The 21,929-nt window shown below is 36.2% G+C and carries 24 protein-coding genes and 1 riboswitch; of the genes, 5 read left to right on the top strand and 19 right to left on the bottom strand.

Annotated elements, in window-relative coordinates; translation table 11 throughout:
• The first annotated feature begins 76 nt into the window (after window positions 1-76).
• Entirely contained in the window at window positions 77-328 is a 252-nt protein-coding gene (locus tag AC2CGR_RS17330) for a DUF3932 family protein (protein WP_000665709.1), read from the top strand.
• 34 nt (window positions 329-362) lie between these two features.
• Here the strand turns inward: AC2CGR_RS17330 and AC2CGR_RS17325 are convergent, their stop codons facing one another.
• The gene (locus AC2CGR_RS17325) at window positions 363-893 is read right to left on the bottom strand and encodes a hypothetical protein (protein ID WP_484481019.1); all 531 of its coding nucleotides are present in this window, start codon (window positions 891-893) and stop codon (window positions 363-365) included.
• Between the two features lie 110 nt (window positions 894-1,003).
• Window positions 1,004-1,171, top strand: a riboswitch (M-box (ykoK) riboswitch).
• A gap of 331 nt (window positions 1,172-1,502) precedes the next feature.
• On the opposite strand from AC2CGR_RS17325, the gene mgtA reads away from it, so the two are divergent.
• Window positions 1,503-4,208, top strand: a complete 2,706-nt coding sequence (gene mgtA, locus AC2CGR_RS17320; RefSeq protein WP_400501303.1) for a magnesium-translocating P-type ATPase — start codon at window positions 1,503-1,505, stop codon at window positions 4,206-4,208.
• A gap of 75 nt (window positions 4,209-4,283) precedes the next feature.
• A complete protein-coding gene (locus AC2CGR_RS17315; RefSeq protein WP_060632205.1) occupies window positions 4,284-4,985 on the top strand; it encodes an MgtC/SapB family protein in 702 nt (233 codons plus the stop codon).
• A gap of 41 nt (window positions 4,986-5,026) precedes the next feature.
• Here the strand turns inward: AC2CGR_RS17315 and AC2CGR_RS17310 are convergent, their stop codons facing one another.
• Window positions 5,027-6,265 carry a DNA polymerase IV gene (locus tag AC2CGR_RS17310; RefSeq protein WP_087966066.1) on the bottom strand — a complete coding sequence of 413 codons (1,239 nt, stop codon included), beginning with the start codon at window positions 6,263-6,265 and terminating at the stop codon, window positions 5,027-5,029.
• A 151-nt stretch (window positions 6,266-6,416) separates the two neighbouring features.
• Between AC2CGR_RS17310 and AC2CGR_RS17305 the strand changes: the two genes are divergently transcribed.
• Window positions 6,417-6,617, top strand: a complete 201-nt coding sequence (locus tag AC2CGR_RS17305) for a hypothetical protein (protein WP_087966064.1) — start codon at window positions 6,417-6,419, stop codon at window positions 6,615-6,617.
• A gap of 42 nt (window positions 6,618-6,659) precedes the next feature.
• Here AC2CGR_RS17305 and AC2CGR_RS17300 read toward each other — a convergent pair whose 3' ends face one another.
• Together AC2CGR_RS17300 and AC2CGR_RS17295 are read right to left on the bottom strand one after the other, a co-directional pair.
• On the bottom strand, window positions 6,660-7,778 hold the full coding sequence (locus tag AC2CGR_RS17300; RefSeq protein WP_484481018.1) for a tripeptidase T: 1,119 nt from the start codon (window positions 7,776-7,778) through the stop codon (window positions 6,660-6,662).
• Window positions 7,779-7,905: 127 nt separating this feature from the next.
• Window positions 7,906-8,451: a GNAT family N-acetyltransferase gene (locus AC2CGR_RS17295; RefSeq protein WP_131102641.1), complete on the bottom strand. Its 546-nt coding sequence runs from the start codon at window positions 8,449-8,451 to the stop codon at window positions 7,906-7,908.
• 189 nt (window positions 8,452-8,640) lie between these two features.
• On the opposite strand from AC2CGR_RS17295, the gene prli42 reads away from it, so the two are divergent.
• Window positions 8,641-8,733 (top strand): stressosome-associated protein Prli42, encoded by a 93-nt coding sequence (prli42, locus tag AC2CGR_RS17290; RefSeq protein WP_000549038.1) that lies wholly within the window; start codon window positions 8,641-8,643, stop codon window positions 8,731-8,733.
• A 72-nt stretch (window positions 8,734-8,805) separates the two neighbouring features.
• Here the strand turns inward: prli42 and AC2CGR_RS17285 are convergent, their stop codons facing one another.
• From AC2CGR_RS17285 to lpdA, 15 genes are all read right to left on the bottom strand, one after another.
• A complete protein-coding gene (locus AC2CGR_RS17285; RefSeq protein WP_000281168.1) occupies window positions 8,806-9,045 on the bottom strand; it encodes a DUF3894 domain-containing protein in 240 nt (79 codons plus the stop codon).
• Window positions 9,046-9,111: 66 nt separating this feature from the next.
• Window positions 9,112-9,672 (bottom strand): L,D-transpeptidase, encoded by a 561-nt coding sequence (locus tag AC2CGR_RS17280; RefSeq protein ID WP_029439875.1) that lies wholly within the window; start codon window positions 9,670-9,672, stop codon window positions 9,112-9,114.
• Between the two features lie 16 nt (window positions 9,673-9,688).
• Window positions 9,689-10,657, bottom strand: coding sequence for an aromatic acid exporter family protein (locus AC2CGR_RS17275; RefSeq protein WP_000472668.1), 969 nt, complete (start codon window positions 10,655-10,657; stop codon window positions 9,689-9,691).
• Window positions 10,658-10,757: 100 nt separating this feature from the next.
• Window positions 10,758-11,480: an amino acid ABC transporter ATP-binding protein gene (locus AC2CGR_RS17270; RefSeq protein WP_000590218.1), complete on the bottom strand. Its 723-nt coding sequence runs from the start codon at window positions 11,478-11,480 to the stop codon at window positions 10,758-10,760.
• On the bottom strand, window positions 11,473-12,132 hold the full coding sequence (locus AC2CGR_RS17265) for an amino acid ABC transporter permease (protein WP_001046917.1): 660 nt from the start codon (window positions 12,130-12,132) through the stop codon (window positions 11,473-11,475). Before AC2CGR_RS17265 ends, AC2CGR_RS17270 begins: the two co-directional genes overlap by 8 nt.
• Window positions 12,133-12,168: 36 nt before the next feature.
• Window positions 12,169-12,948 (bottom strand): transporter substrate-binding domain-containing protein, encoded by a 780-nt coding sequence (locus tag AC2CGR_RS17260; protein ID WP_000735471.1) that lies wholly within the window; start codon window positions 12,946-12,948, stop codon window positions 12,169-12,171.
• Between the two features lie 248 nt (window positions 12,949-13,196).
• Window positions 13,197-13,610 carry a BrxA/BrxB family bacilliredoxin gene (locus AC2CGR_RS17255; protein WP_001979317.1) on the bottom strand — a complete coding sequence of 138 codons (414 nt, stop codon included), beginning with the start codon at window positions 13,608-13,610 and terminating at the stop codon, window positions 13,197-13,199.
• 142 nt (window positions 13,611-13,752) lie between these two features.
• Entirely contained in the window at window positions 13,753-14,160 is a 408-nt protein-coding gene (locus AC2CGR_RS17250; RefSeq protein WP_000424196.1) for a YjdF family protein, read from the bottom strand.
• A gap of 121 nt (window positions 14,161-14,281) precedes the next feature.
• The gene (locus AC2CGR_RS17245) at window positions 14,282-14,746 is read right to left on the bottom strand and encodes an NUDIX hydrolase (RefSeq protein WP_087966051.1); all 465 of its coding nucleotides are present in this window, start codon (window positions 14,744-14,746) and stop codon (window positions 14,282-14,284) included.
• A gap of 69 nt (window positions 14,747-14,815) precedes the next feature.
• On the bottom strand, window positions 14,816-15,520 hold the full coding sequence (locus AC2CGR_RS17240; protein ID WP_087966050.1) for a DUF421 domain-containing protein: 705 nt from the start codon (window positions 15,518-15,520) through the stop codon (window positions 14,816-14,818).
• A gap of 107 nt (window positions 15,521-15,627) precedes the next feature.
• Window positions 15,628-16,806 (bottom strand): FtsW/RodA/SpoVE family cell cycle protein, encoded by a 1,179-nt coding sequence (locus AC2CGR_RS17235; RefSeq protein ID WP_000831198.1) that lies wholly within the window; start codon window positions 16,804-16,806, stop codon window positions 15,628-15,630.
• A 340-nt stretch (window positions 16,807-17,146) separates the two neighbouring features.
• Window positions 17,147-18,466, bottom strand: coding sequence for a dihydrolipoamide acetyltransferase family protein (locus tag AC2CGR_RS17230; RefSeq protein WP_087966048.1), 1,320 nt, complete (start codon window positions 18,464-18,466; stop codon window positions 17,147-17,149).
• Window positions 18,467-18,481: 15 nt separating this feature from the next.
• Entirely contained in the window at window positions 18,482-19,465 is a 984-nt protein-coding gene (gene bfmBAB, locus AC2CGR_RS17225) for a 3-methyl-2-oxobutanoate dehydrogenase subunit beta (protein WP_000290076.1), read from the bottom strand.
• Window positions 19,466-19,478: 13 nt separating this feature from the next.
• The gene (gene bfmBAA, locus AC2CGR_RS17220; RefSeq protein ID WP_000852554.1) at window positions 19,479-20,480 is read right to left on the bottom strand and encodes a 3-methyl-2-oxobutanoate dehydrogenase subunit alpha; all 1,002 of its coding nucleotides are present in this window, start codon (window positions 20,478-20,480) and stop codon (window positions 19,479-19,481) included.
• Window positions 20,481-20,507: 27 nt separating this feature from the next.
• The gene (gene lpdA / locus AC2CGR_RS17215; protein ID WP_001051296.1) at window positions 20,508-21,929 is read right to left on the bottom strand and encodes a dihydrolipoyl dehydrogenase; all 1,422 of its coding nucleotides are present in this window, start codon (window positions 21,927-21,929) and stop codon (window positions 20,508-20,510) included.

Raw genomic sequence — 21,929 nt, 5'->3', positions numbered from 1 at the left:
TATACTTAAAAAATTTAGCTATCGTTCGTGTTTTGTGTTAAAATAATTATACTACATTTTAAGGGAGCGTTTTATTATGAAAGAAGTATTTCGTTTACAAACTGATTTTTCATCTTCATTTGATCGCTGGGTAAGTTCTTTCGTGTCTGATCACCCAGCACAATTAGAATGGACTACTTTAAAGGAATTAATCCATGAATATACAACATCACATACAAATGATACGTTACCAGCATATATTTCTTCAGCTTTAACATATTACGCCCAACGTGTTTCAACTACAAACAGTTCAGAGATTGTTATTTTTGAAAACCCTACAATCTCGTAATCTATAATAAAAAAGCACTGGTTACAGTGCTTTTTTATTTATACTTATTTAACAAATGATCATATTCCGTCCAAAAGTCGGTATACATACTTCGCTCAAACTCATTTAAAATTATCTTTTCACTTGATTTTTTAAATAATTCTTTTGCTTGTAGTGCAAAAGAAACAATTTGTTTTCTATATTCATTTTCATTCAATTCTATATGAAGCCCTTCATAGTATATAGCCTTTTGATCAGTAGAAATAACTTTGACAAAGTCCTTTAAAATCACATTTTTACCTATATGGTTTATAGTCCAATGAATTGAAATTGGGCATCCTAACATTAGCATAGTGCCACATCCGTGCAAAATAACCCCCTCTTCATTTTCAATATCACAAATATATTCTTTATCTAAAGTTCGTAACAAAGCTAAAGCTGATTCACTTATTCCCCATTCCTCATCCATACCTGTCCGCGTAATAATCGTTCCAGCCACATTTAAATATATTTCTCCGTGTGAACATAAATCTTCCTGCTCATTAAACAACCATTTTTGATTCTCAATATTTATAATCAATATCATACATTTCATCCCACATATCTATTATAAATCCGTTTAATATTTTAAAAACACAGATAAAAAAGATATTGACACTACAATTTTACAGTGCTAACATTCAACATGTAATTGAATATGGTCTCTGTTAGGTGAGGCTCCTGTATAGAGAAACGCTGCTGCCCAAAAATGTCGAGAGACGCCAATGGGTCAACAGGAAAGGTCGGAATGAAGGCCTTTTTTAATGTAGCTGGTTTCAGTACCTATGCTATACAGTGCTAAAACTCAACGAGGGAGAGGTGCATGTATTTTGTCATACACAAAAACTGTTTTTATTTATATCTACTAACAGTCTTTGTTGTGGACTCTTTTAACTGCGAATTCAGACCTTTACTCGTTTTGAGTAAAGGTCTTTTTACGTCTATATGCACCTTACTATGAAACAAACATAGCATATTCAGAAACTACTAAATTGTACGGAGGTGAGGAACAGTTGGCAATTGATGATTCGGCCCAGATACCCATATGTTTTACGTTAATATTTCATCATGTAGGTAGGAAAGAAACTGTTCCTCCTAATTTCAAATAGTCGAGTAACAGATTGTTTCCTCCTTCATGAAAAAGGAGGAACTACCAATGTTAAATATACAAAGACAAGAAACAAAGCATGCTTACAATCAAGAGAGCATGCAAACAAATAACGAATTATTAGTGGCAGTCGCAACACAAGATGTAAACAATGCGTTACGCCTTTTAGAAACAACAGAAGATGGGCTCTCTAAACTAGAAGCGTCTCGTAGACTTTCTTTATATGGCCTTAATGAAATAGCTCATAATAAAACATCACCGTGGTACATTCAATTTCTACTGGCATTTAAAAATCCATTTATTTTTGTTTTATTAGCTCTCGGTGCACTCTCTTTTTTCACAGATGACATACAAGGAACGCTTGTCGTATCTGTAATGGTAATGCTAAGTGCAACGATTCGCTTTTTACAAGAATTTCGTTCTCAAAAAGCTGCGGATCAGTTACAGGCTATGGTTCGAACAACAGCAAGTGTCTTTAGAATAGATGGATTTGTGCACGAAACAAAAAATGTAAAAAAGTTAAAGCAAACTGAAACAACGGAAATTCCAATTGAGGAACTTGTGCCTGGCGATATTATTTCACTTTCAGCCGGTGATATCGTTCCAGCTGATGTGCGTATTTTATCCGCTAAAGATTTATTTGTGAATCAATCTTCTTTAACAGGGGAATCACTTCCTGTAGAAAAATACGAACACTGCTACCATACAGAAAATAAACATCTATTACCGAAAAGCACGAAAAAAAATTACAATCCACTCGATATGGAAAATCTTTGCTTCATGGGGACAAATATTGTAAGTGGTAGCGCAAAAGCTGTTGTCATCTCCACAAGTACCGATACGTATTTCGGCTCTTTAGCAAATAAAGTAATCGGTAAGCGCGTAGAAACAAGCTTTGATAAAGGGGTAAACAAAGTAAGCTGGCTATTAATTACATTCATGCTTATTATGGCACCTATCGTTCTTCTCATTAACGGATTCACAAAAGGCGATTGGCAAGAGGCTTTCTTCTTCGCTATCGCTATTGCTGTTGGTCTTACACCTGAAATGTTACCAATGATCGTAACTGCTAATTTAGCTAAAGGGGCAGTTAACATGTCTAAACAGAAAGTAATTGTAAAACAGCTGAATTCTATTCAAAACTTAGGTGCTATGAACATTCTTTGTACCGATAAAACAGGAACGTTAACAGAAGATAAAGTTGTACTTGTCCGGCACCTAGATCCTAACGGTAATACATGTAATCGTGTATTACACTTTGCCTATTTAAATAGCTTCTATCAAACAGGATTGAAAAATTTAATAGATAAAGCCGTTATGAAACATACAGAAGAAAACCAAAAATTTGATCCATCCGTTTTTCAAAAACTAGATGAAATTCCATTTGATTTTGCTCGTCGGCGTATGTCTGTCATTGTGAAAAACAACTCAGGTGAACATACAATGGTCTGTAAAGGGGCAGTAGAAGAAATTTTATCTATTTGCAACTACACTGAAGTAGATGGCAAAGTTGTTTCTCTTACCGATGACATGCGTTTACATGTAAAACAACTAAGTGAGACATTGAATAGTGAAGGTATGCGTGTTATTGCTGTAGCTTATAAAAAAGATAGAAGAATAAATGATACAGAGTACGCAGTAAAAGACGAAACTGATATGATTCTCGCTGGATATATTGGCTTTTTAGATCCCCCGAAACCATCTGCAGCTACTGCCATTCAAGCATTACAAAAACATGGTGTACAAGTAAAAATTTTAACTGGCGATAACGAAATCGTGACAAAAAAAGTTTGTAAAGAAGTTGGATTAAATATTGGCGAGCCTGTCCTTGGTTACGAGATCGATGCTTTACCTGATAAAGCATTAGCAAAACTAGCCGAAGAAACAACTGTATTTGCTAAACTAAATCCAATGCAAAAATCTCGTATTATACGAGTATTACAAGGAAACGGACACACTGTAGGTTATATGGGAGATGGCATTAACGATGCCGTAGCGTTACGTGAAGCTGATGTTGGCATATGTGTTGATACTGCAACTGATATTGCAAAAGAGTCTTCCGATATTATTCTACTTGAAAAAAGTTTAATGATATTAGAAGCAGGTATTTTAGAAGGACGCACTACATTTGGTAATATTTTAAAGTACATTAAAATGACAGCGAGCTCTAACTTCGGAAATGTATTTAGTGTGTTAGTAGCAAGTGCATTCATTCCCTTCTTGCCGATGCTTGCCATTCACCTTTTAATTCAAAACTTACTTTATGATATTTCACAATTGTCTATTCCATGGGACAAAATGGATAAAGAGTTTTTAGAAAAACCAAGAAAATGGGATACTGCAAATTTACGGAACTTCATTATTTGCATCGGTCCCATTAGTTCCATATTTGACATGATCACCTATGTGGTCATGTGGAACGTCTTCGGTGCAAATACAGTTAGCGAACAATCATTATTCCAATCAGGTTGGTTTGTCGTTGGATTACTAACACAAACTTTAATTGTTCACATGATAAGAACACAGAAGATTCCATTCATTCAAAGTACTGCATCAGTACCAGTTCTTTTGTTAACCGCTTGTATTATGGCAATTGGAATTTACATTCCATTCTCACCACTTGGAGCAGCTGTTGGATTACAAGCATTACCACTTAGCTATTTCCCTTGGTTAGTAGGAATACTATTAGGCTATGCTTTCTTAACACAGCTCCTAAAAAAAGTTTATATTAAAAAGTTTCATAGCTGGTTATAAAAATGAAAATGAGCGGGTACTCCCCGCTCATTCTCAAAAACATAACTTGGACTTATATGTATGGAGGTGACCATGATGGTATGGTATGACATTGTACTAAGATTATTTATTGCAATTATTGTAGGTGCTTGCATCGGAATGGAACGGCAATGGAGACATAGGATGGCTGGACTACGGACAAATGCTCTCGTATCACTTGGTGCCTGTATATTTGTTTTATTATCCGTCATGCTTGATCACGATGCTAGCCCCTCACGTATTGCCGCTCAAGTCGTCAGTGGGATTGGTTTTTTAGGAGGCGGCGTTATTATCCGCGATGGCTTTAGTATTAGAGGACTTAATACTGCGGCTACCCTATGGTGCGCAGCTGCTGTTGGTACTCTTACAGGCGCTGGTTTCCTCATTGCAGCTATATTAGGTGCAGCCGGCGTTTTACTAGCAAATATACTACTTCGTCCAATCGCTCTCTTTATGAATCAAAAATCAAAAGAAGAATCACCTGAACAAACGAACTACTTACTTTCTCTTACTTGTTCAGAAGAACATGAAGCCCATATTCGCTTTTTACTTATGCATATGGTAAGTTCTGAAGGCATCGGTTTAAAAGAATTGTATAGTGAGGACGTAGATTCTAATCAAAAAGTGTGTATACAAGCGACATTACACTGCAACACAAATACAGCAGTCTTAATTGAAAAAATAGTGAGCAGAATGCTATTAGAATCTGGCGTTACTGCAGCTGGTTGGAAAACTTCATTAAATTTAGAAGCAAGTTGAAAATGAAAGGTGTCATGATATTTACAGTTTCATGACACCTTCTACATAAACTTATTTTCTAATTTTTGCTGAAAAGACTTTTCTTGCTTACGTAATAATTGACTACCTCGTTGTAAAAGGGGCATTCCATACTTATCATTAATTTGATCAATGACAGCAAGTAGCGGCTCTTCTTTCGCATCTTCTTCAAATGAAAACAAATCTAATTGCTTCACCGATTCTGTCTTCCACTCTATTTCAGTAGCTGTAACACCTAGTAAACGAACAGAATCACCATCCCAATGTTGCTTCCATAAACGGGATGCTGCTTGAAAAATATCGCGTTCTTCCCAAATGGCATTTTTCAGTTGCTTACTCCTCGTTACTGTCCGCCTATCATGATATTTAATCATAATTTGAATATTATAGCTGACAAGAGTTCGCTTTTGTAACCTTTTACTCACCGATTTTGATAGCCGTTCTAACATATCAAGCAATTCTTTCTCTTCATCCATATCCTTTGAAAAAGTCATCGAATTACCAACGCTTTTATGTTGTCCCATTTGACTCGGGTCAACTTCTCTATCATCCACACCTTTTGCCCGCTTTTGTAAATCAACACCATGCTTTCCAATTTTAGCACGAATGATATGTTCGTTCCCTTTCGCTAACTGCTCAATTGTTTGTATATGAATATCATTTAATTTCTCCGCTGTTTTTTCTCCAATCCCATGCATCGCTCCAACCGGAAGTGGCCAAATCATTTCTGGAATATCTCGTTTTCGGAGCACGGTAATACCGAGAGGCTTTTTCATATCAGAAGCTGTTTTTGCTAGGAAAAGGTTTGGAGCAATTCCGATGCTACACGGCAACTGTAACTCTGTTAATAATGCCTGCTGAATCATCTTTGCTATTTCAAGAGGCGAACCGAGTGCGTAACAATCTGTAATATCTAAATATCCTTCATCTATTGAGACTGGTTGTATTTTTTCCGTAAAACGGGAAAGGATTTGAAACATTTGAAATGAAGCTTCACGATATAATGTAAAATTAGGACGCCTTACAACTAATTGCGGACATAACCTTTTCGCTTCCCAAAGTGGCATCGTTGTACGTATTCCATATTCTCTCGCCTCATAACTACATGTTATGATAATTCCTTTTCTTTCTTTTTCATTTCCAGCAACCGCTAACGGCTTCCCTTGTAATGATGGGTCATGAGCAATTTCAACAGATGCGAAAAAACAATTCATATCTACATGTAAAATAACACGACCTTTTTTTGGATACATTTCTCGCATAGTACTCACTCCCTAATCAGAACGTTCGTTCTTTTATTATATCAAATTTTGCACAATAATTATAATCATTACTTGTTCTTTTCTATCATATTTATTTCTATAATTTAAATAAAGTGGATATATTTGTATTTTTAAAAAAGGAGTGATTATTATGAAATCAACTGATAAACTCAATTATACGTTTCTCGTAATTATACTCATCGTCGCAATCAATTATTTACTTCTTCCTATTTTTGATATGAACATGGCTGGTTTCCTCCCTCGCCTAGTCCATGTAGTAACAACTTACATACTGCCATGGATTTTCTTGTATTGGCTTATCCGCCTTGTAAAAGCAATTGACTCAAAATAAAAAGCGTGTAAACCACAATTGATTTACACGCTCTTTTGTTTATTACTTCGCTACTTCCTCAATGATTGCAACAACTAATTCTGCTGTTTTCGCTAATTCTTCAACAGGAATCTTTTCGTTTGTTGTATGAATTTCTTCATAACCCACTGCTAAGTTAACTGTTGGAATACCGTGTCCTGCAATTACGTTTGCATCACTTCCGCCACCACTTTGGTGAAGAGAAGGTGTACGACCAATTTTTTCAGCTGCACGTTTTGCAACTTCTACAACGTGATCGCCATCAGCAAATTTAAATCCTGGATACATAACGTTTACTTCAACGTCTGCTCGACCGCCCATTTCTTTTGCAGTTGTTTCAAATGCTTCTTTCATTTTCGCAACTTGCGCTTCCATTTTTTCATTGATTAAAGAACGCGCTTCTGCAAAGATTTGTACATGATCGCAAACGATATTCGTTTGTGTACCACCTTCAAAACGGCCAATATTTGCAGTTGTTTCAGAATCAATACGGCCAAGTGGCATCTTCGCAATTGCTTTCGCTGCGATAGTAATTGCAGATACACCTTTTTCTGGTGCTACACCAGCGTGAGCTGTTTTCCCGCGAATAATCGCATTCACTTTCGCTTGTGTTGGAGCTGCAACAACGATTTCACCAACTTTTCCATCGCTATCTAATGCGTAACCGTATTTCGCTGTAATGCGCTCACGATCTAATGCTTTTGCACCAACAAGACCAGATTCTTCTCCAACTGTAATAATAAATTCAATTGTACCATGAGGGATATTTTTTTCTTTTAAAACACGGATTACTTCGAACATTGATGCTAATCCTGCTTTATCATCCGCACCTAATATCGTAGTACCATCTGATACGATATATCCATCTTTAATAGAAGGCTTAATTCCATTACCAGGAACTACTGTATCCATATGAGAAGTAAAGTAAATTGTATCAACACCATCTTTTGTTGCTGGTAATGTACAAATTAAGTTACCTGCACCATGCCCAGTAACAGCCATTGTGTCATCTTCAAATACTTCTACACCTAAATCTGTAAATTTCTTTGTTAATACTTTGCAAATTTCTGCTTCAAATTTCGTTTCAGAATCTACTTGTACTAATTCCATAAATTCATTTACTAAACGTTCTTGATTAATCATAAGACTGCGCCTCCTGCACTACCATTATGTATGTAACACTGTTAATTATAACAGAATTTCGCAAAAGTTTCGAAATACAAGACAAAAAACAGACGGTTTATATGTCTAGATAACCATCTGCTTTTTATTACTCATTTAACAATACCCAGCGCATATGATCTTCCCACACTCCATTAACCATTAACATCTTCCTAGACACGCCCTCATACTGAAAACCTATCTTCGTCACTACTTGTATAGATGCTAAATTTCGTGGCATAATCGGCGCTTCTATACGATGTAATCGAAATTCCTCAAAAGCAACTTGAATAGCTTTCCTAAGCGCTTCTGTCGTATAACCTTTGTTTAACTCTTCTTTATCTAATTTATAACTAAGTACGCAAGATTGGTAAATTCCTCGAACAATTAAATTAAATGAAATACATCCAATTATTTTCGTATCATCACCCTTTTTAAAAATCCATAATCGGATAATTTTACCTTCTGCGAACTCTTTTCTATCCTTTTGTAACTTTTTCTTTTGATAATCTAACGTAAAAAAATCCTCCGGTCTATACTCTTCCCAAGCTTTTAAAAACTCACGATTTCTGTCGTAATATTGAAGAACTTTTTCAGCATACGACTCATCAATTTCCCTTAAATGTAAACGATTTGTTTCATATATTTTCATCATCGTATCTCCATTCTTCAGCTTGTCCAACTAAAAATTAACAATATACCCTTTTACTATATTCTATACACATACTCAAATTTCCTGTTATATTTTGCAACCCCTCCCCGAATTTTGTCCTTACTCTCCCCTTGTCCACAATATCATTTCTCGTTACAATGATATTGTACTGATTTGCAAGGAGGTTTAACGATGCATAAAAAAGCTCAAAAAGTTATGATTTATGTAATGCTAATTTCTATGCTTGTAACAACATTACTTGCTGGCGCAAGTATGTTTTGGTAAAAAGGACGACCTGTTCGTCCTTTTTTTACTTTTTATACATAACAAAATAAACCATCTCGAAATCGAGATGGTTTATTTTATGTAAAGCACAATCGCTACAATACTAAAGGAAAATGACATTACAAGTGCTATTACAAAACTTGTATATTGTTTCTGCTGAAATGCCCCAATAACAAAAGTAAGATTGAGTAATGCCATACATACAATCGCTACAAGATAAGAACATATATTAAAAGTTGCCAATATGAATGTAATAACAAATAGAAATCCCATAAAAAACTGCATATACGAAAGTTTTGGATTCAAGTACATATGAGCAACCCCTTTATCTAATTTTATCTTTCTATACTCTCATTAACTCATGCTTATGTACACATGTCAAGACAACTTATTACAATAGAAAAAGCCAACTTTGTCGTTGGCTTTTTCATATGCAATGGCTCCCTTTTCTTTTGCCAATTGCTGAAATGATTTTTTCGATTTTACAATCCACACTTTCGTTCCAATTGGAATACGATCAAATAAATATTCCACATCGTTTTTCTTCATTCTTATACACCCTTGTGAAATATACTTCCCAATTGAACTCGGTTGGTTTGTTCCATGTATTCCATATTTACTCCCATCAGTTCCTCTTGCATTAAATCCCATCCACCTAGATCCAAGTGGATTTTTCGGTGATCCCCCTGGAATATCTTTTGCAATATAATACGGATCCTTTGCTTTCATTACAATATCAAAAGTTCCTTCTGGCGTTAATTCATTTGTTTTTCCTGTCGCGACTGGAAAAACCTTTTGAATCTTCCCATCGTCAATATAAGCTAGTTTATTCGTCGCTTTATTTACAATAATAAAAGGATCCCCGGCACGCGGATTATCACCAAGAGGCCAAATAGGTGATAGAGAAAGACATAATATGAAAGAGAGAAGATACGGCATAAGTAATTCCTACCTTCTATATAAGTTCTTTTATATTATCCTTTCCCTTAAAGCGACTTTTAATGAGTAAATATTGTTCCATTTCGTATACAAGTTGAACAAGTTTTGCACGTATCTCAAATTCTTCACGTGTAGCCGGCAAAGGCATATCTCTAAATAATTCTCTCATTTCTTGCAGCTGTCTTAAGGAAATAACCCCGGTACTCTGAGGGCTAATAGCATTACCAATGTTTTCAACCACATCCGCAATCATGTCAGCTTGTTCATATGTCCACGATAAAGAAGCTGCTAACGGAATCATTCGCTCTAAAATTTCGAATTGTTGCATGCGCATATTAAAATAACGATAATAATAGTCATCTTCTCGCATAAATGCATTCTCAAGTTTCTTAAACGATAAATCTCTAGCTTCATTTAGCATATTTTCAGTTTCAATAAGTTCTGCCCCGCTCCAACTACTTTCTCGATTTCGTAAATACACAACCATTTCAAACAAAATCGTTTTAAAATTACTTTCTATTTTATCTTGATACTCTTTTAGCTTATTTTCACTACTTGGCATATACATATTCACTAATAGAGCCACGCTAATCCCTATCGTTAATATAGCAATTTCATTCCCAACAATAAGCCATGTAATTTGTTTCAATGAATACAGGTGCATAACAATAACTGAGCTCGTGACAATACCTTCTTGAATTTTGAGCATAACTGCAGTCGGAATAAATGTAAGTAATAATACACTAATTGCAAATGGTGTATATCCAATTGTTTCAAAAATGCAAAACGCGAACACCATTGATAATACACAAGCTAAAAAACGATGTAATGATACTTGAAGTGATTTTCGTTTCGTATTTTGTACACATAATATAACTAAAATACCCGCTGAACTATAAAATTCTAATCCTAATAACTGAGCAATAAAAACGGCTGCGCCAGTCCCTATTGCTGTTTTTACTGTACGGTATCCAATTTTGAACATATCATTGCTCCTATATGTATAAACGTATTTACAGCTAGTATAAAAAAAGGATGACACAATGTCATCCTTTTCTACTTATTATTCACATATCCTTTACATATTACAATATTTTTTGTAAAAATTGTTGCGCACGCTCACTTTTCGGTGCCGCAAAAAATTCTGCTGGTGCACTATCTTCTACAAGTTTCCCACCATCTAAAAAGAGAACACGATCTGCTACTTCTTTTGCAAATCCCATTTCATGTGTAACGATAGCCATTGTCATTCCTGTCGTAACTAATGATTTCATAACTTCTAACACTTCTTTTACCATCTCTGGATCTAGTGCAGAGGTCGGTTCATCAAATAACATTACTTCTGGTTCCATTGCTAACGCTCTTGCAATTGCTACACGTTGCTTTTGCCCTCCTGAAAGACGATTCGGATACGTATCTTTTTTATCTAATAAGCCGACCTTTTCTAACAGTTTTTCGGCTTTCTTTTCAGCTTCTTGTTTCGTTACTCCTTTTACATTGATAGGAGCATACGTAATATTTTCTAATACAGTCATATGAGGAAATAGGTGAAAATGCTGAAATACCATTCCGACATTTTCACGAACGTGCATAATATTCGTTTTCGGATTCGTTACTTCTTCCGTTCCAATCCAAATGTGACCATTTGTTGGTGCTTCTAACACATTCATACAACGTAAAAATGTTGATTTCCCTGATCCAGACGGTCCAATAATTGCTACTACTTCCCCTTTTTCAATCGTTGTTGTAATCCCTTTTAATACTTCGTTTTTCCCAAATGATTTATGAAGGTTTTCAATTTTAATCACTTTTCTTCATTCTCCCTTCAATTGCCTTCCCGACTAGTGTAAGAATAATGACTAACATATAATAAATCAGCCCAACAAAAAGTAATGGTTCAAGATATTTAAACGTTTCACCGCCTACAATGTAAGCACGGCGCATTAAATCCGTCGCGCCTATTACTGTTACTACAGCCGATTCTTTCGTAAGTGTCGCAAACTCGTTTACAAGTGCCGGTAATATATTTTTTAAAGCTTGAGGAAAAATGATATTTCGCATCATTTTTCCGTATGGAATTCCTAAAGCCATCGCCGCTTCTGTTTGTCCTTTATCAACCGCTTGAATGCCGGCACGGATTACTTCTGACATGTATGCACCTGAATTCAAACTAAATGCTAGTACAGCTGCCAAGAATGCTGGTATTTCATAACCAATTATTTGCGGGACACCGAAATAAATAATCATTAATTGCAATACAAGTGGTGTACCACGGAAAATTGATGTATAAAGATCTGCCGCTATATTTAATGCTCTTATTCTAGCAATTTTGCAAAGTGCTAATAGCGTTCCTAAAATAAATCCTGCTAAAGCGGATACTGCTACAATTTTCAAAGTAACTTCTAGACCTTTTAATATATACGGTATCGAAGGCGTAATCGCCGAAAAATCTAAGTTCATTCTTTTCATTCCCCTCACAGAAAAGTGAAAGGCAGCTTATTTTTCGCTGCCAAACCATTTCTTCACTAATTTATCCATTTCTCCATTTTCTTGCATTTTTTTAATTACTTTATTAAATTCAGCTGTTTTATCACTGTTTTTCGGAAGGGCAATTGCTGCTCCAACTTCTTCTGGCGCTTCTTTAATTTCAATTCCTTGTAAATCTTTCATTTTCTCTAAATAATTTTTAGCAACTGTGTCTTCTATAATTGCAGCGTCAAAACGACCAGCTTTAATTTCTTGTACGATTTCTGGTATACGGTCACGTCCCTCAACTTTGAAATCTACTTGCTTTTTAAATTCTGCTGCTTTCTCTTCTTGAATAGATCCTGTTTGTACCCCTACTTTTTTCCCTTTTAAATCCTCTATAGATTTAATGTTAGAGTCCTTTTTAGAAACGACCATGTTTTTCGCAACAAAATAAATATCTGTGAAATCAACATTATTTTTACGCTCTGCAGTTGGCGTCATACCTGCCATTACGAAATCAACTTTTCCTGAGCTAAGAGATGCTAATAAACCACCAAAATCCATATCTTTCACTTTCACTTCATAACCAAGTTCTTTTCCGATATATTTAGCAACATCAACATCAAAACCGATAATTTCATCACTTTTTGAAGCTTCCACGTATTCATATGGTTTATAATCTGCTGAAGTCCCCATAACGAGTACTTTTTTATTTTTTCCAGTAGCCTTTTCTTCCCCGTTACTACAAGCACTGAACATACTTACAATTAAAATAAGTGCAAACGATATTGATAATAACTTCTTCATCTTTCTTCCCCCTAATGATGTATATTTAAAAGTTTAATAGAATATTTATTCGATGTTTGTATTGTATCAGCACTTTTATTTTTATGCAATATATAAAATAAAAATAAATAAAAAATCATTAAAACCACTATTCATAATGCATAAAATAATGCATAAAACAAAAAACACTGTATATCCTATCATTTTGAATAATAAATAAAAAAGGCGCTACACCCACTTAATTGTGAGCGTAGCGCCTTTTCAATTATTTATAGTTCTTCGCAATTCTCTTCGAAATACGATTGTAGTTTTGCAATAACTTGCATCGGTTCATGACCTTCAATTTCATGACGTTCTACCATCGTTACAATTTTTCCATCTTTTAATAAAGCAAATGATGGAGAAGAAGGTGGATACCCTTCGAAATATTCACGAGCTCTTGCTGTTGCTTCTTTATCTTGACCTGCAAACACCGTTACAAGATGGTTAGGACGTTTATCATAATGTACAGAATGCGCAGCAGCAGGACGAGCAATGCCACCTGCACAACCACATACAGAGTTTACCATTACAAGTGTTGTTCCATTTCTTTTAAACGCTTCTTCTACTGCTTCTGGCGTCGTCAATTCTGTATATCCAGCAGAGACAATCTCTTCACGCGCTTGGCGGACAACATCATTCATAAAAAAGTTAAAATTAATCAATCTTTTCCCTCCTCTAAAACTACCTATTTGTATCTTACCAGTTAATGTTTATGAAATACAAGTAAGTTTACTTGTATTTGAGCATAGAAAAGGTGTTAGAGCCCTGCTCTAACACCTTTTCTTAATGACCACGATGTTTTTGCTTTGCTTTTTGTACTTTGATTAAACGTCTTCTTTGTTTTTCAGCCTCTCGCTTCTCCTTAGATTGCACTTTCTTTTCTTGTTTATGCAGTTCATAAGATAAGCTAATTGCCTCTTGCGCCTTAGTAAAGCGGTTTACATTTACTTCTTTTGCTGCTTGTCGTATGATTCGCTTTATATTTTTGGGACGCTGTTTTTCTTTCACTTCCACGCCACATTTTGCAAAGTGCTGAAAATACGCTAACATTGAACCGTTCACAAATATAAGCACTTCTTCGTCTGAAGGTTCCGCTCCAAAAATATACCTCGCTCCATACAACTTCCCTTTTTCTTTACATGTAATGATTCCAACAAAAAATTGACCATCATGATATACTGTCAACTCCATTGACAGCCCCTCCTTAAAAAAATTAGAAATACGGGACATCCCGGAGGGGAAGGTTACTGACATGAAATCATGCGTCTGGACTACCAACCAGAACTGTGTTTTTGTATTTCTTTCACTATTATTATATCTTTTTTTCCATAATCTTCATATATTCACTTATCATTTTTTTATGTGATCCTACAATATAGTCAGGTAGTTCTGTTAGTGGGAAGAATTTAAGCTGAACCGCTTCTTCTTTATTCATAACAAAATCTCCATCGTATTCATCTGTATAATAAGCAGTCGTTACAGATTGAAATTCATCACCGTTTGCTAATTTTGTAAAATAGTTCGCTCCAGAAAACACATTGATTAGTCGTAGGTTCTTTACTTCTATTCCCGTCTCCTCGTATACTTCACGGCAAGCTGTTTCTTCTGGTGATTCACCAAGCTCCATGAGCCCCCCAGGTAGCCCCCATTTTCCGTAAGGCTCTGTTCTTTGCTGTAATAATACATATCCATGTTCATTTATAACGAGTACAACGGCACCAACTAAAATTAAAGGGCGATGACCAACTATTTTCCTTAATTCTTCTACATATCCCATCGTATCCCTCCTTTTTCGTTGTCCACACTATTGTATCATATGTATGAAACGACAAAATGCGTATATTTTTCATTTTTTTAACAAAATATTTATTTTATGTGCTTCATCTACTGTGGCTAACATAATAGATTCGACTTCTGTATTCTCCTCTAGAAATTCTCTCGCCCACGCTTCTGTTTTTCCTAATAAAGCAAGAACATCTTTCTGAACCCTCCCATCCTTTACTAATACAAAAGAAACTGGAGATTTTTTTCCCGCCACTTTAAGATCAAGTCGCGAAACTGCTTCATATTCTGGATACCGAAATATAGAAACGACACCGTTCGCTTCCCATAATGCTAATTTGATCGTTTGAATATCGCTCACATTTCGCATACGAAGTTCAGAAAATAAATATTCCACGGTAATTCTCGCTTTTTTCAAATTGCTAAAATCAATGGCACCATTATGTATAAGAATGATAGGTGCCGGCTCTAAAAAACGTCTCCATCTATCCCATTTCAGCATTAAAACTGAGCTTATAATATGAAGGACAACGAGTATGAACGTTGTAATCATCGAGCCCAGTAACCCTACTTTTTCATCAGACAATGCGTTAGAAATATTGCCACCAAGCAATAACACTAATACAACATCTAAAAAACGAAGTTGTGCGATAGACCTTTGCCCCATCGCTTTCGCAACTAATATTAAAAATATGTATGCTATAATAGCCCGAATAACCCATTCACTATTAGAAAGATGCCGTGCTCCTTCAAAAATATGCATATGCATCACTTTACACTCCTTACGCGTCTCAAACTGCTATCCAGTTTTAGTTTGCAACGTTTAAGAGCATATATGTAAAAAAGCTGATTCGTTTAGAAACGAATCAGCTTTTTTTACTTGACGGAAAACATATACTTTTTATACGTTTTTCGTACCGATAATATGAGACCCATCATAATCATATTCGAGAACAAGGAACTTCCCCCATACGATAAGAAAGGCAATGCAATCCCTTTTACAGGCATTAATCCAACGATCATACCGATGTTTTGGAATATTTGAACCGTTAATATCCCAATTGATCCAGCACATAATAATGTACCGAATAAATTATCAGCAGAATAACCAATAATAATTGTTCTATATAGTAGTAATAGGAACAAGAACACAACTAACGCTGCTACGATAAATCCACCTTCTTCGGCAATTGTAGCGAAAATAAAGTCAGTATGCTTCTCAGGGATATAGACGTTCCCTTCGCCAAATCCTTTCCCTTCCATACCGCCACTACCTACAGCTAAAATCGATTGCTGTGTTTGATAACCTTGATCTGTATGTTCAAATGGATCTAACCAACCTAAAATACGTGATTGTTGGTGAGGTTTTAGTAACGTAACTAACTTATTAAAGAAGAAATCCTCATACCTTACGTAAATAAATATTAACGTAGTTAATATGGTGACTGGAATAACTGTACATAACGCTATCAATTTCTTCTGAATACCTGACATAAATAAAATACATGCAATTGCAGCAGCATATAAGAACACCATCCCTGTATCCGGTTGGCTATATACAACAGCCATAGGCGGGAGGGATACTAGCACAATTTTACCTACTAATTTTAAGTCCGTTTGGAATGTCCTTGCCATATACTGTGCATTATGTTTCACTGCTATACTTGCTACTACGAGAAGCAATGAAATTTTGAAAAACTCAGACGGCTGAATTTGTCCAACTAGCGGAAATACAAACCATCTTTTTGCACCTAATTTTTCAGGTGTGAAAGTCGAAACCGGTAGTATTTTTAAAAGAATAAGTGAAGCAAATCCAACGATATAAAGTGGCCAAGACAATTTTTGTAATTGATCTAGGTCAATGCTTGCAACAAGCAATAACAATACAACCCCAATTATGTAGTTCAAACCCTGTTTCATCGCAAAGTTTGCCTCTCCATATTGGCCAGTTTGCTGACTGCTATATATAGCAGCTATACTCGTAACACATAATGCAAACAAAATTAATATTAATTTTACATCTAAACTTTTTAGAAACTCGGTACTTCTTTTCATGACATCCTCCTGAAACATTGTTACAGCAAAATAAAAAACCAGGAGTCAACATTCCTCATGTTTTGACGACTGATTACACATTATCTATAAAACACTTATATAGAATAACTCTCTTTTTCATACAATACAATATATTATACTACAGTTTCGTCAGTAAGATTTGCCAAAAAAATTATTCTTTTCTTATTTTATATCCATATACCATATATCAGCAATGTATTTTCATAAATTCCTAATACATAATCGTTCATTGTAAGATTACTGGGAAAGGTATTATACATATAGTAGAATGTAGATGAAGAAATAAGATGATAAAAAGCTCGCATAAGCGAGCTTTTTATTAGTATACAGATGTATTATTTTCTGACGTATTTTCTAAAATTTCTTTTACACGTCCTAAGAACTTACCACAAATTAAACCATCTAGTACACGGTGATCAAGTGATAGACATAAGTTAACCATGTCGCGAGCACCGAACATACCATTTTCCATAATTACTGGGCGTTTTACAATTGATTCAACTTGTAAAATAGCCGCTTGTGGGTAATTAATAATCCCCATAGATTGAACAGAACCGAATGATCCTGTGTTATTAATTGTAAATGTTCCGCCTTGCATTTCGTCCGCTTTTAACGATTTCGTACGTACTTTTCCTGCAAGCTCTGTAATTTCACGAGCGATACCTTTAATTGTTTTCTCGTCCGCGTGTTTAATTACTGGTACAAATAGTTCGTCCTCTGTCGCAACAGCGATAGAAAGGTTAATATCTTTCTTCTGAACGATTTTATCGCCAGCCCACATTGAATTAATTTGAGGGTACTCTTTTAACGCTTGTGCTACTGCTTTTACGAAGAAAGCAAAGAACGTTAAGTTAAAGCCTTCGCGTTTTTTGAAATCACCTTTAATTGAATTACGGTATGACACAAGGTTTGTCACATCTACTTCAATCATCATCCAAGCGTGTGGCGCTTCGTGTTTACTACGTAACATGTTCGCTGCGATTGCTTTACGCACACCTGTTACTGGAATTTCGATATCGCCAGGCATTGTTGGTACAGAAACTGGTTTCGCAGCTTCTACTTTTTGTGCTACTGGCGCTGCTTTTGGTGCTTCTGGACGCGCTTCTACTACTACCGCTACCGCTTCCTCTTTCTTCGTCGCACCTGCTTGCGGAATATTTCCAGATTCCACTAGCTTTAAAATATCTTTACGAGTGATACGGCCGTTTGCTCCCGTACCTTCTACTAGATCTAAATCAACGTTATGCTCACCCGCAAGTTTTAACACAGCTGGTGAAAAACGAGGTTTTCCATCAGTTGGTTGTTTTGCTTTCGGTGCTTTTTCAGGTGTAGCTACTTCTGCCTTTGGTTCTTCTTTTGTTTTTTCCTCAACTGCTGTTGCTGCTACTTCATCTGCGCCTTCTATTTGAATCACACAAACTACTTCACCTACAGCTAATGTATCACCTTCACCGGCGATTAACTCTTTCACGATACCAGTGAAAGAAGATGGTACTTCAGCATTTACTTTATCAGTCATTACTTCTGCAAGCGGATCATATTTGTTTACGTGATCGCCAACATTAACGAGCCATTTACTAATTGTACCCTCTGTAACGCTCTCCCCGAGCTGAGGCATTGTAATATTTTCTACAGCCATGTATAGTCCCCCCGATTAAAATTCCGCAAGTTCACGCATTGCTTTTTCAACTTTATCTGGATTTACCATAAAGAATTTTTCCATTGTTGGTGCATATGGCATTGCTGGAACGTCTGGACCTGCAAGACGTGCGATTGGTGCATCTAAATCAAACAGACAGTTTTCAGCGATAATTGCTGCCACTTCACTCATAATACTTCCTTCTTTATTGTCTTCTGTTACAAGAAGAACTTTACCTGTTTTAGAAGCTGCTTCAATGATTGCTTCTTTATCTAATGGATATACAGTACGTAAATCAAGAATGTGTGCAGAGATACCATCTTGTGCTAACTTTTCAGCTGCTTGAAGAGCAAAATGAACACATAATCCGTATGTGATAACAGTAATATCATCACCTTCACGTTTTACATCTGCTTTTCCGATTGGTAATACGTAATCATCTTCTGGCACTTCACCTTTAATTAAGCGGTATGCACGTTTATGCTCAAAGAATAATACTGGATCTTCATCACGAATTGCAGCTTTTAGTAAGCCTTTTGCATCATATGGTGTAGAAGGGATAACGATTTTTAAACCAGGTTGGTTTGCAAACATCGCTTCTACAGATTGTGAATGATACAACGCACCGTGAACACCGCCGCCAAATGGCGCACGAACTGTGATTGGACAAGTCCAATCATTATTAGAACGGTAACGAATTTTTGCTGCCTCAGAAACAATTTGGTTTACTGCTGGCATGATGAAATCCGCAAACTGCATTTCAGCGATTGGACGCATTCCATACATTGCTGCACCAATTGCGACCCCAGCGATTGCAGATTCTGCAAGTGGTGTATCTAGCGCACGATCTTCACCAAATTGATCATATAATCCGTGTGTCGCTTTAAATACGCCACCTTTTTTACCAACATCTTCACCTAAAACGAATACTTTCTCATCGCGTTCCATTTCCTCGCGCATTGCTAATGTAATAGCATCAATATAAGACATTACAGCCATGAAACGTTCCCCCCTATTCTGCGTATACGTGCTTCAATGCATCTTCAGGTGCTGCATACGGAGCATTTTCTGCATATTCTGTTGCTTCGTTTACGATATGCATAATTTCGTCTAACATTTGTTTTTCAGATTCCTCAGTTAACACGCCAACCTCTTTTAAATAAGCAGCAAATGTTATAATTGAATCATTTTTCTTCGCTTCTTCTACTTCTTCTTTATCACGATAAACACGATCATCATCGTCACTTGAATGTGCTGTTAAACGATATGATACTGTTTCAATTAAAGTTGGGCCTTCACCGCGGCGGCCACGGTCTGCTGCTTCTTTTACAGCTTTATATACTGCAAGCGGATCGTTTCCGTCTACTGTATATCCAGGCATACCGTATCCAATTGCACGGTCTGATACATTTTTACATGCTAATTGTTTTTCAACTGGAATAGAGATTGCGTATTTGTTATTTTCACACATGAAAATAACAGGTAACTTGTGTACGCCAGCAAAGTTTGCACCTTCATGGAAATCACCTTGGTTAGAAGAACCTTCACCGAATGTAACAAACGTTACTAAATCTTTCTTTTCCATTTTTCCAGCTAATGCAATACCAACTGCATGTGGTACTTGCGTTGTTACTGGAGATGAACCTGTCACAATACGATTTTTCTTTTGACCGAAGTGACCAGGCATTTGACGACCACCAGAGTTTGGATCTCCAGCTTTCGCGAAACCAGATAGCATCAGTTCTTTCGCTGTCATACCAAACGCTAGTACAACACCCATATCACGGTAGTATGGTAATGCATAATCTTTCTCCCTATCAAGAGCGAATGCTGCTCCAACTTGTGCTGCCTCTTGTCCTTGACAAGAAATTACGAATGGAATTTTACCAGCACGGTTTAATAACCACATACGTTCGTCGATTTTACGTGCAAGTAACATCGTACGGAACATTTCTAATACTTGCTCATCACTTAAGCCAAGCTCTTCATGGCGCTTTTCTTTTACTTCTGCCATTTTTCATAACCTCCTAAATCCACATTTTTATGCGTGTAACGCTTTTCCATCTACAGCTAATGCTGCTTCACCAATCGCCTCAGATAATGATGGATGCGGATGAATTGTATGTGCTACTTCCCAAGGTGTTGCATCAAGTACTCTTGCAAGACCCGCTTCAGAAATCATATCTGTTACATGTGGTCCAATCATATGAACACCGAGAATGTCATTTGTTTCTTCATCAACTACAAGTTTTACAAAACCATCTGATTCGCCGTATACAAGTGCTTTTCCGATTGCACGGAATGAGAACTTACCTACTTTTAACTTATAGCCTTTTTCTTTCGCTTCTTGTTCTGTTAAACCGACAGAAGCAACTTCCGGACTGCTATATACGCATTTTGATACCATAGAATAATCAATTGGTGTAACTTCTTTACCAGCAATATGTTCTACTGCAACAATTCCTTCATGAGAAGCAACGTGAGCAAGCTGTAAGCCACCGATTACATCCCCGATTGCGTAAATATGAGATTCTTTCGTTTGATAAAACTCATTTGTTTGAATGTATCCTTTTTCCACAACGATATCCGTATTCTCTAAACCAATATTTTGCGTATTGGCTTGTCGTCCTACAGATACAAGCATTTTTTCTGCTTTAAATTCTTTATTCTCACCGTTATGTTCAGCTTGAATTGTTACTCCATTATCTTTTACCAATGTTTCTGGTAATACTTTTGCACCAGTTACCACTTTAATACCTTTTTTCTTGAATAGACGTTGCATTTCTTTTGAAACGTCTTGATCTTCTAGTGGTAGTATCGTTTTCGCATACTCTAATACTGTAACTTCTACACCGAAGTCAGCAAGCATAGATGCCCACTCAATACCGATTACACCGCCACCAACGATAATAATCGAACTAGGAAGCGTTTCCATTTTTAGGGCATGATCCGAAGACATTACGTACTCCCCGTCTAATTCTAAACCTGGTAATGAATTTGGACGAGAACCTGTTGCAACAAGTACATTTTTTGGAATTAACATTTCATTCTCTTCTCCACTTGCAAGTTCAACTGAAATTGTCCCTGGCATCGGAGAGAAAATAGACGGGCCAAGAATACGGCCAATACCTTCAAACACATCAATTTTACCTTGTTTCATTAAATGTTGAACGCCTTTATGAAGCTGCGTTACAATCTTCTCTTTACGCTCTTGTACTTTCGCAAAGTTTAGTTCTACATTGCTTGCAATAACTCCGAACTCTTCGCTTTTTTTAGCAGTTGCATATACTTCCGCACTACGTAAAAGAGCTTTACTAGGAATACATCCTTTGTGTAAACAAGTACCACCAAGATTTTCTTTTTCGACTAGTGCAGTTTTTAACCCTAGTTGTGATGCACGAATTGCAGCAACATATCCACCAGTACCGCCGCCAACGATGACTAAATCATATTCTTTTGCCAT

This window comes from Bacillus sp. LSHTCR4 (assembly GCF_057197025.1).
This window is presented reverse-complemented; position numbering and strand designations above follow the sequence as displayed.

What these genes read in the sequence shown, in the direction of transcription:
- AC2CGR_RS17330 (WP_000665709.1), top strand. Translation starts at nt 77, where the DNA reads ATGAAAGAAGTATTTCGTTTACAAACTGATTTTTCATCTTCATTTGAT.
- AC2CGR_RS17325 (WP_484481019.1), bottom strand. Translation starts at nt 893, where the DNA reads ATGATATTGATTATAAATATTGAGAATCAAAAATGGTTGTTTAATGAG.
- mgtA (WP_400501303.1), top strand. Translation starts at nt 1,503, where the DNA reads ATGTTAAATATACAAAGACAAGAAACAAAGCATGCTTACAATCAAGAG.
- AC2CGR_RS17315 (WP_060632205.1), top strand. Translation starts at nt 4,284, where the DNA reads ATGGTATGGTATGACATTGTACTAAGATTATTTATTGCAATTATTGTA.
- AC2CGR_RS17310 (WP_087966066.1), bottom strand. Translation starts at nt 6,265, where the DNA reads ATGCGAGAAATGTATCCAAAAAAAGGTCGTGTTATTTTACATGTAGAT.
- AC2CGR_RS17305 (WP_087966064.1), top strand. Translation starts at nt 6,417, where the DNA reads ATGAAATCAACTGATAAACTCAATTATACGTTTCTCGTAATTATACTC.
- AC2CGR_RS17300 (WP_484481018.1), bottom strand. Translation starts at nt 7,778, where the DNA reads ATGATTAATCAAGAACGTTTAGTAAATGAATTTATGGAATTAGTACAA.
- AC2CGR_RS17295 (WP_131102641.1), bottom strand. Translation starts at nt 8,451, where the DNA reads ATGATGAAAATATATGAAACAAATCGTTTACATTTAAGGGAAATTGAT.
- prli42 (WP_000549038.1), top strand. Translation starts at nt 8,641, where the DNA reads ATGCATAAAAAAGCTCAAAAAGTTATGATTTATGTAATGCTAATTTCT.
- AC2CGR_RS17285 (WP_000281168.1), bottom strand. Translation starts at nt 9,045, where the DNA reads ATGTACTTGAATCCAAAACTTTCGTATATGCAGTTTTTTATGGGATTT.
- AC2CGR_RS17280 (WP_029439875.1), bottom strand. Translation starts at nt 9,672, where the DNA reads ATGCCGTATCTTCTCTCTTTCATATTATGTCTTTCTCTATCACCTATT.
- AC2CGR_RS17275 (WP_000472668.1), bottom strand. Translation starts at nt 10,657, where the DNA reads ATGTTCAAAATTGGATACCGTACAGTAAAAACAGCAATAGGGACTGGC.
- AC2CGR_RS17265 (WP_001046917.1), bottom strand. Translation starts at nt 12,132, where the DNA reads ATGAACTTAGATTTTTCGGCGATTACGCCTTCGATACCGTATATATTA.
- AC2CGR_RS17260 (WP_000735471.1), bottom strand. Translation starts at nt 12,948, where the DNA reads ATGAAGAAGTTATTATCAATATCGTTTGCACTTATTTTAATTGTAAGT.
- AC2CGR_RS17255 (WP_001979317.1), bottom strand. Translation starts at nt 13,610, where the DNA reads ATGAATGATGTTGTCCGCCAAGCGCGTGAAGAGATTGTCTCTGCTGGA.
- AC2CGR_RS17250 (WP_000424196.1), bottom strand. Translation starts at nt 14,160, where the DNA reads ATGGAGTTGACAGTATATCATGATGGTCAATTTTTTGTTGGAATCATT.
- AC2CGR_RS17245 (WP_087966051.1), bottom strand. Translation starts at nt 14,746, where the DNA reads ATGGGATATGTAGAAGAATTAAGGAAAATAGTTGGTCATCGCCCTTTA.
- AC2CGR_RS17240 (WP_087966050.1), bottom strand. Translation starts at nt 15,520, where the DNA reads ATGCATATGCATATTTTTGAAGGAGCACGGCATCTTTCTAATAGTGAA.
- AC2CGR_RS17235 (WP_000831198.1), bottom strand. Translation starts at nt 16,806, where the DNA reads ATGAAAAGAAGTACCGAGTTTCTAAAAAGTTTAGATGTAAAATTAATA.
- AC2CGR_RS17230 (WP_087966048.1), bottom strand. Translation starts at nt 18,466, where the DNA reads ATGGCTGTAGAAAATATTACAATGCCTCAGCTCGGGGAGAGCGTTACA.
- bfmBAB (WP_000290076.1), bottom strand. Translation starts at nt 19,465, where the DNA reads ATGGCTGTAATGTCTTATATTGATGCTATTACATTAGCAATGCGCGAG.
- bfmBAA (WP_000852554.1), bottom strand. Translation starts at nt 20,480, where the DNA reads ATGGCAGAAGTAAAAGAAAAGCGCCATGAAGAGCTTGGCTTAAGTGAT.
- lpdA (WP_001051296.1), bottom strand. Translation starts at nt 21,929, where the DNA reads ATGGCAAAAGAATATGATTTAGTCATCGTTGGCGGCGGTACTGGTGGA.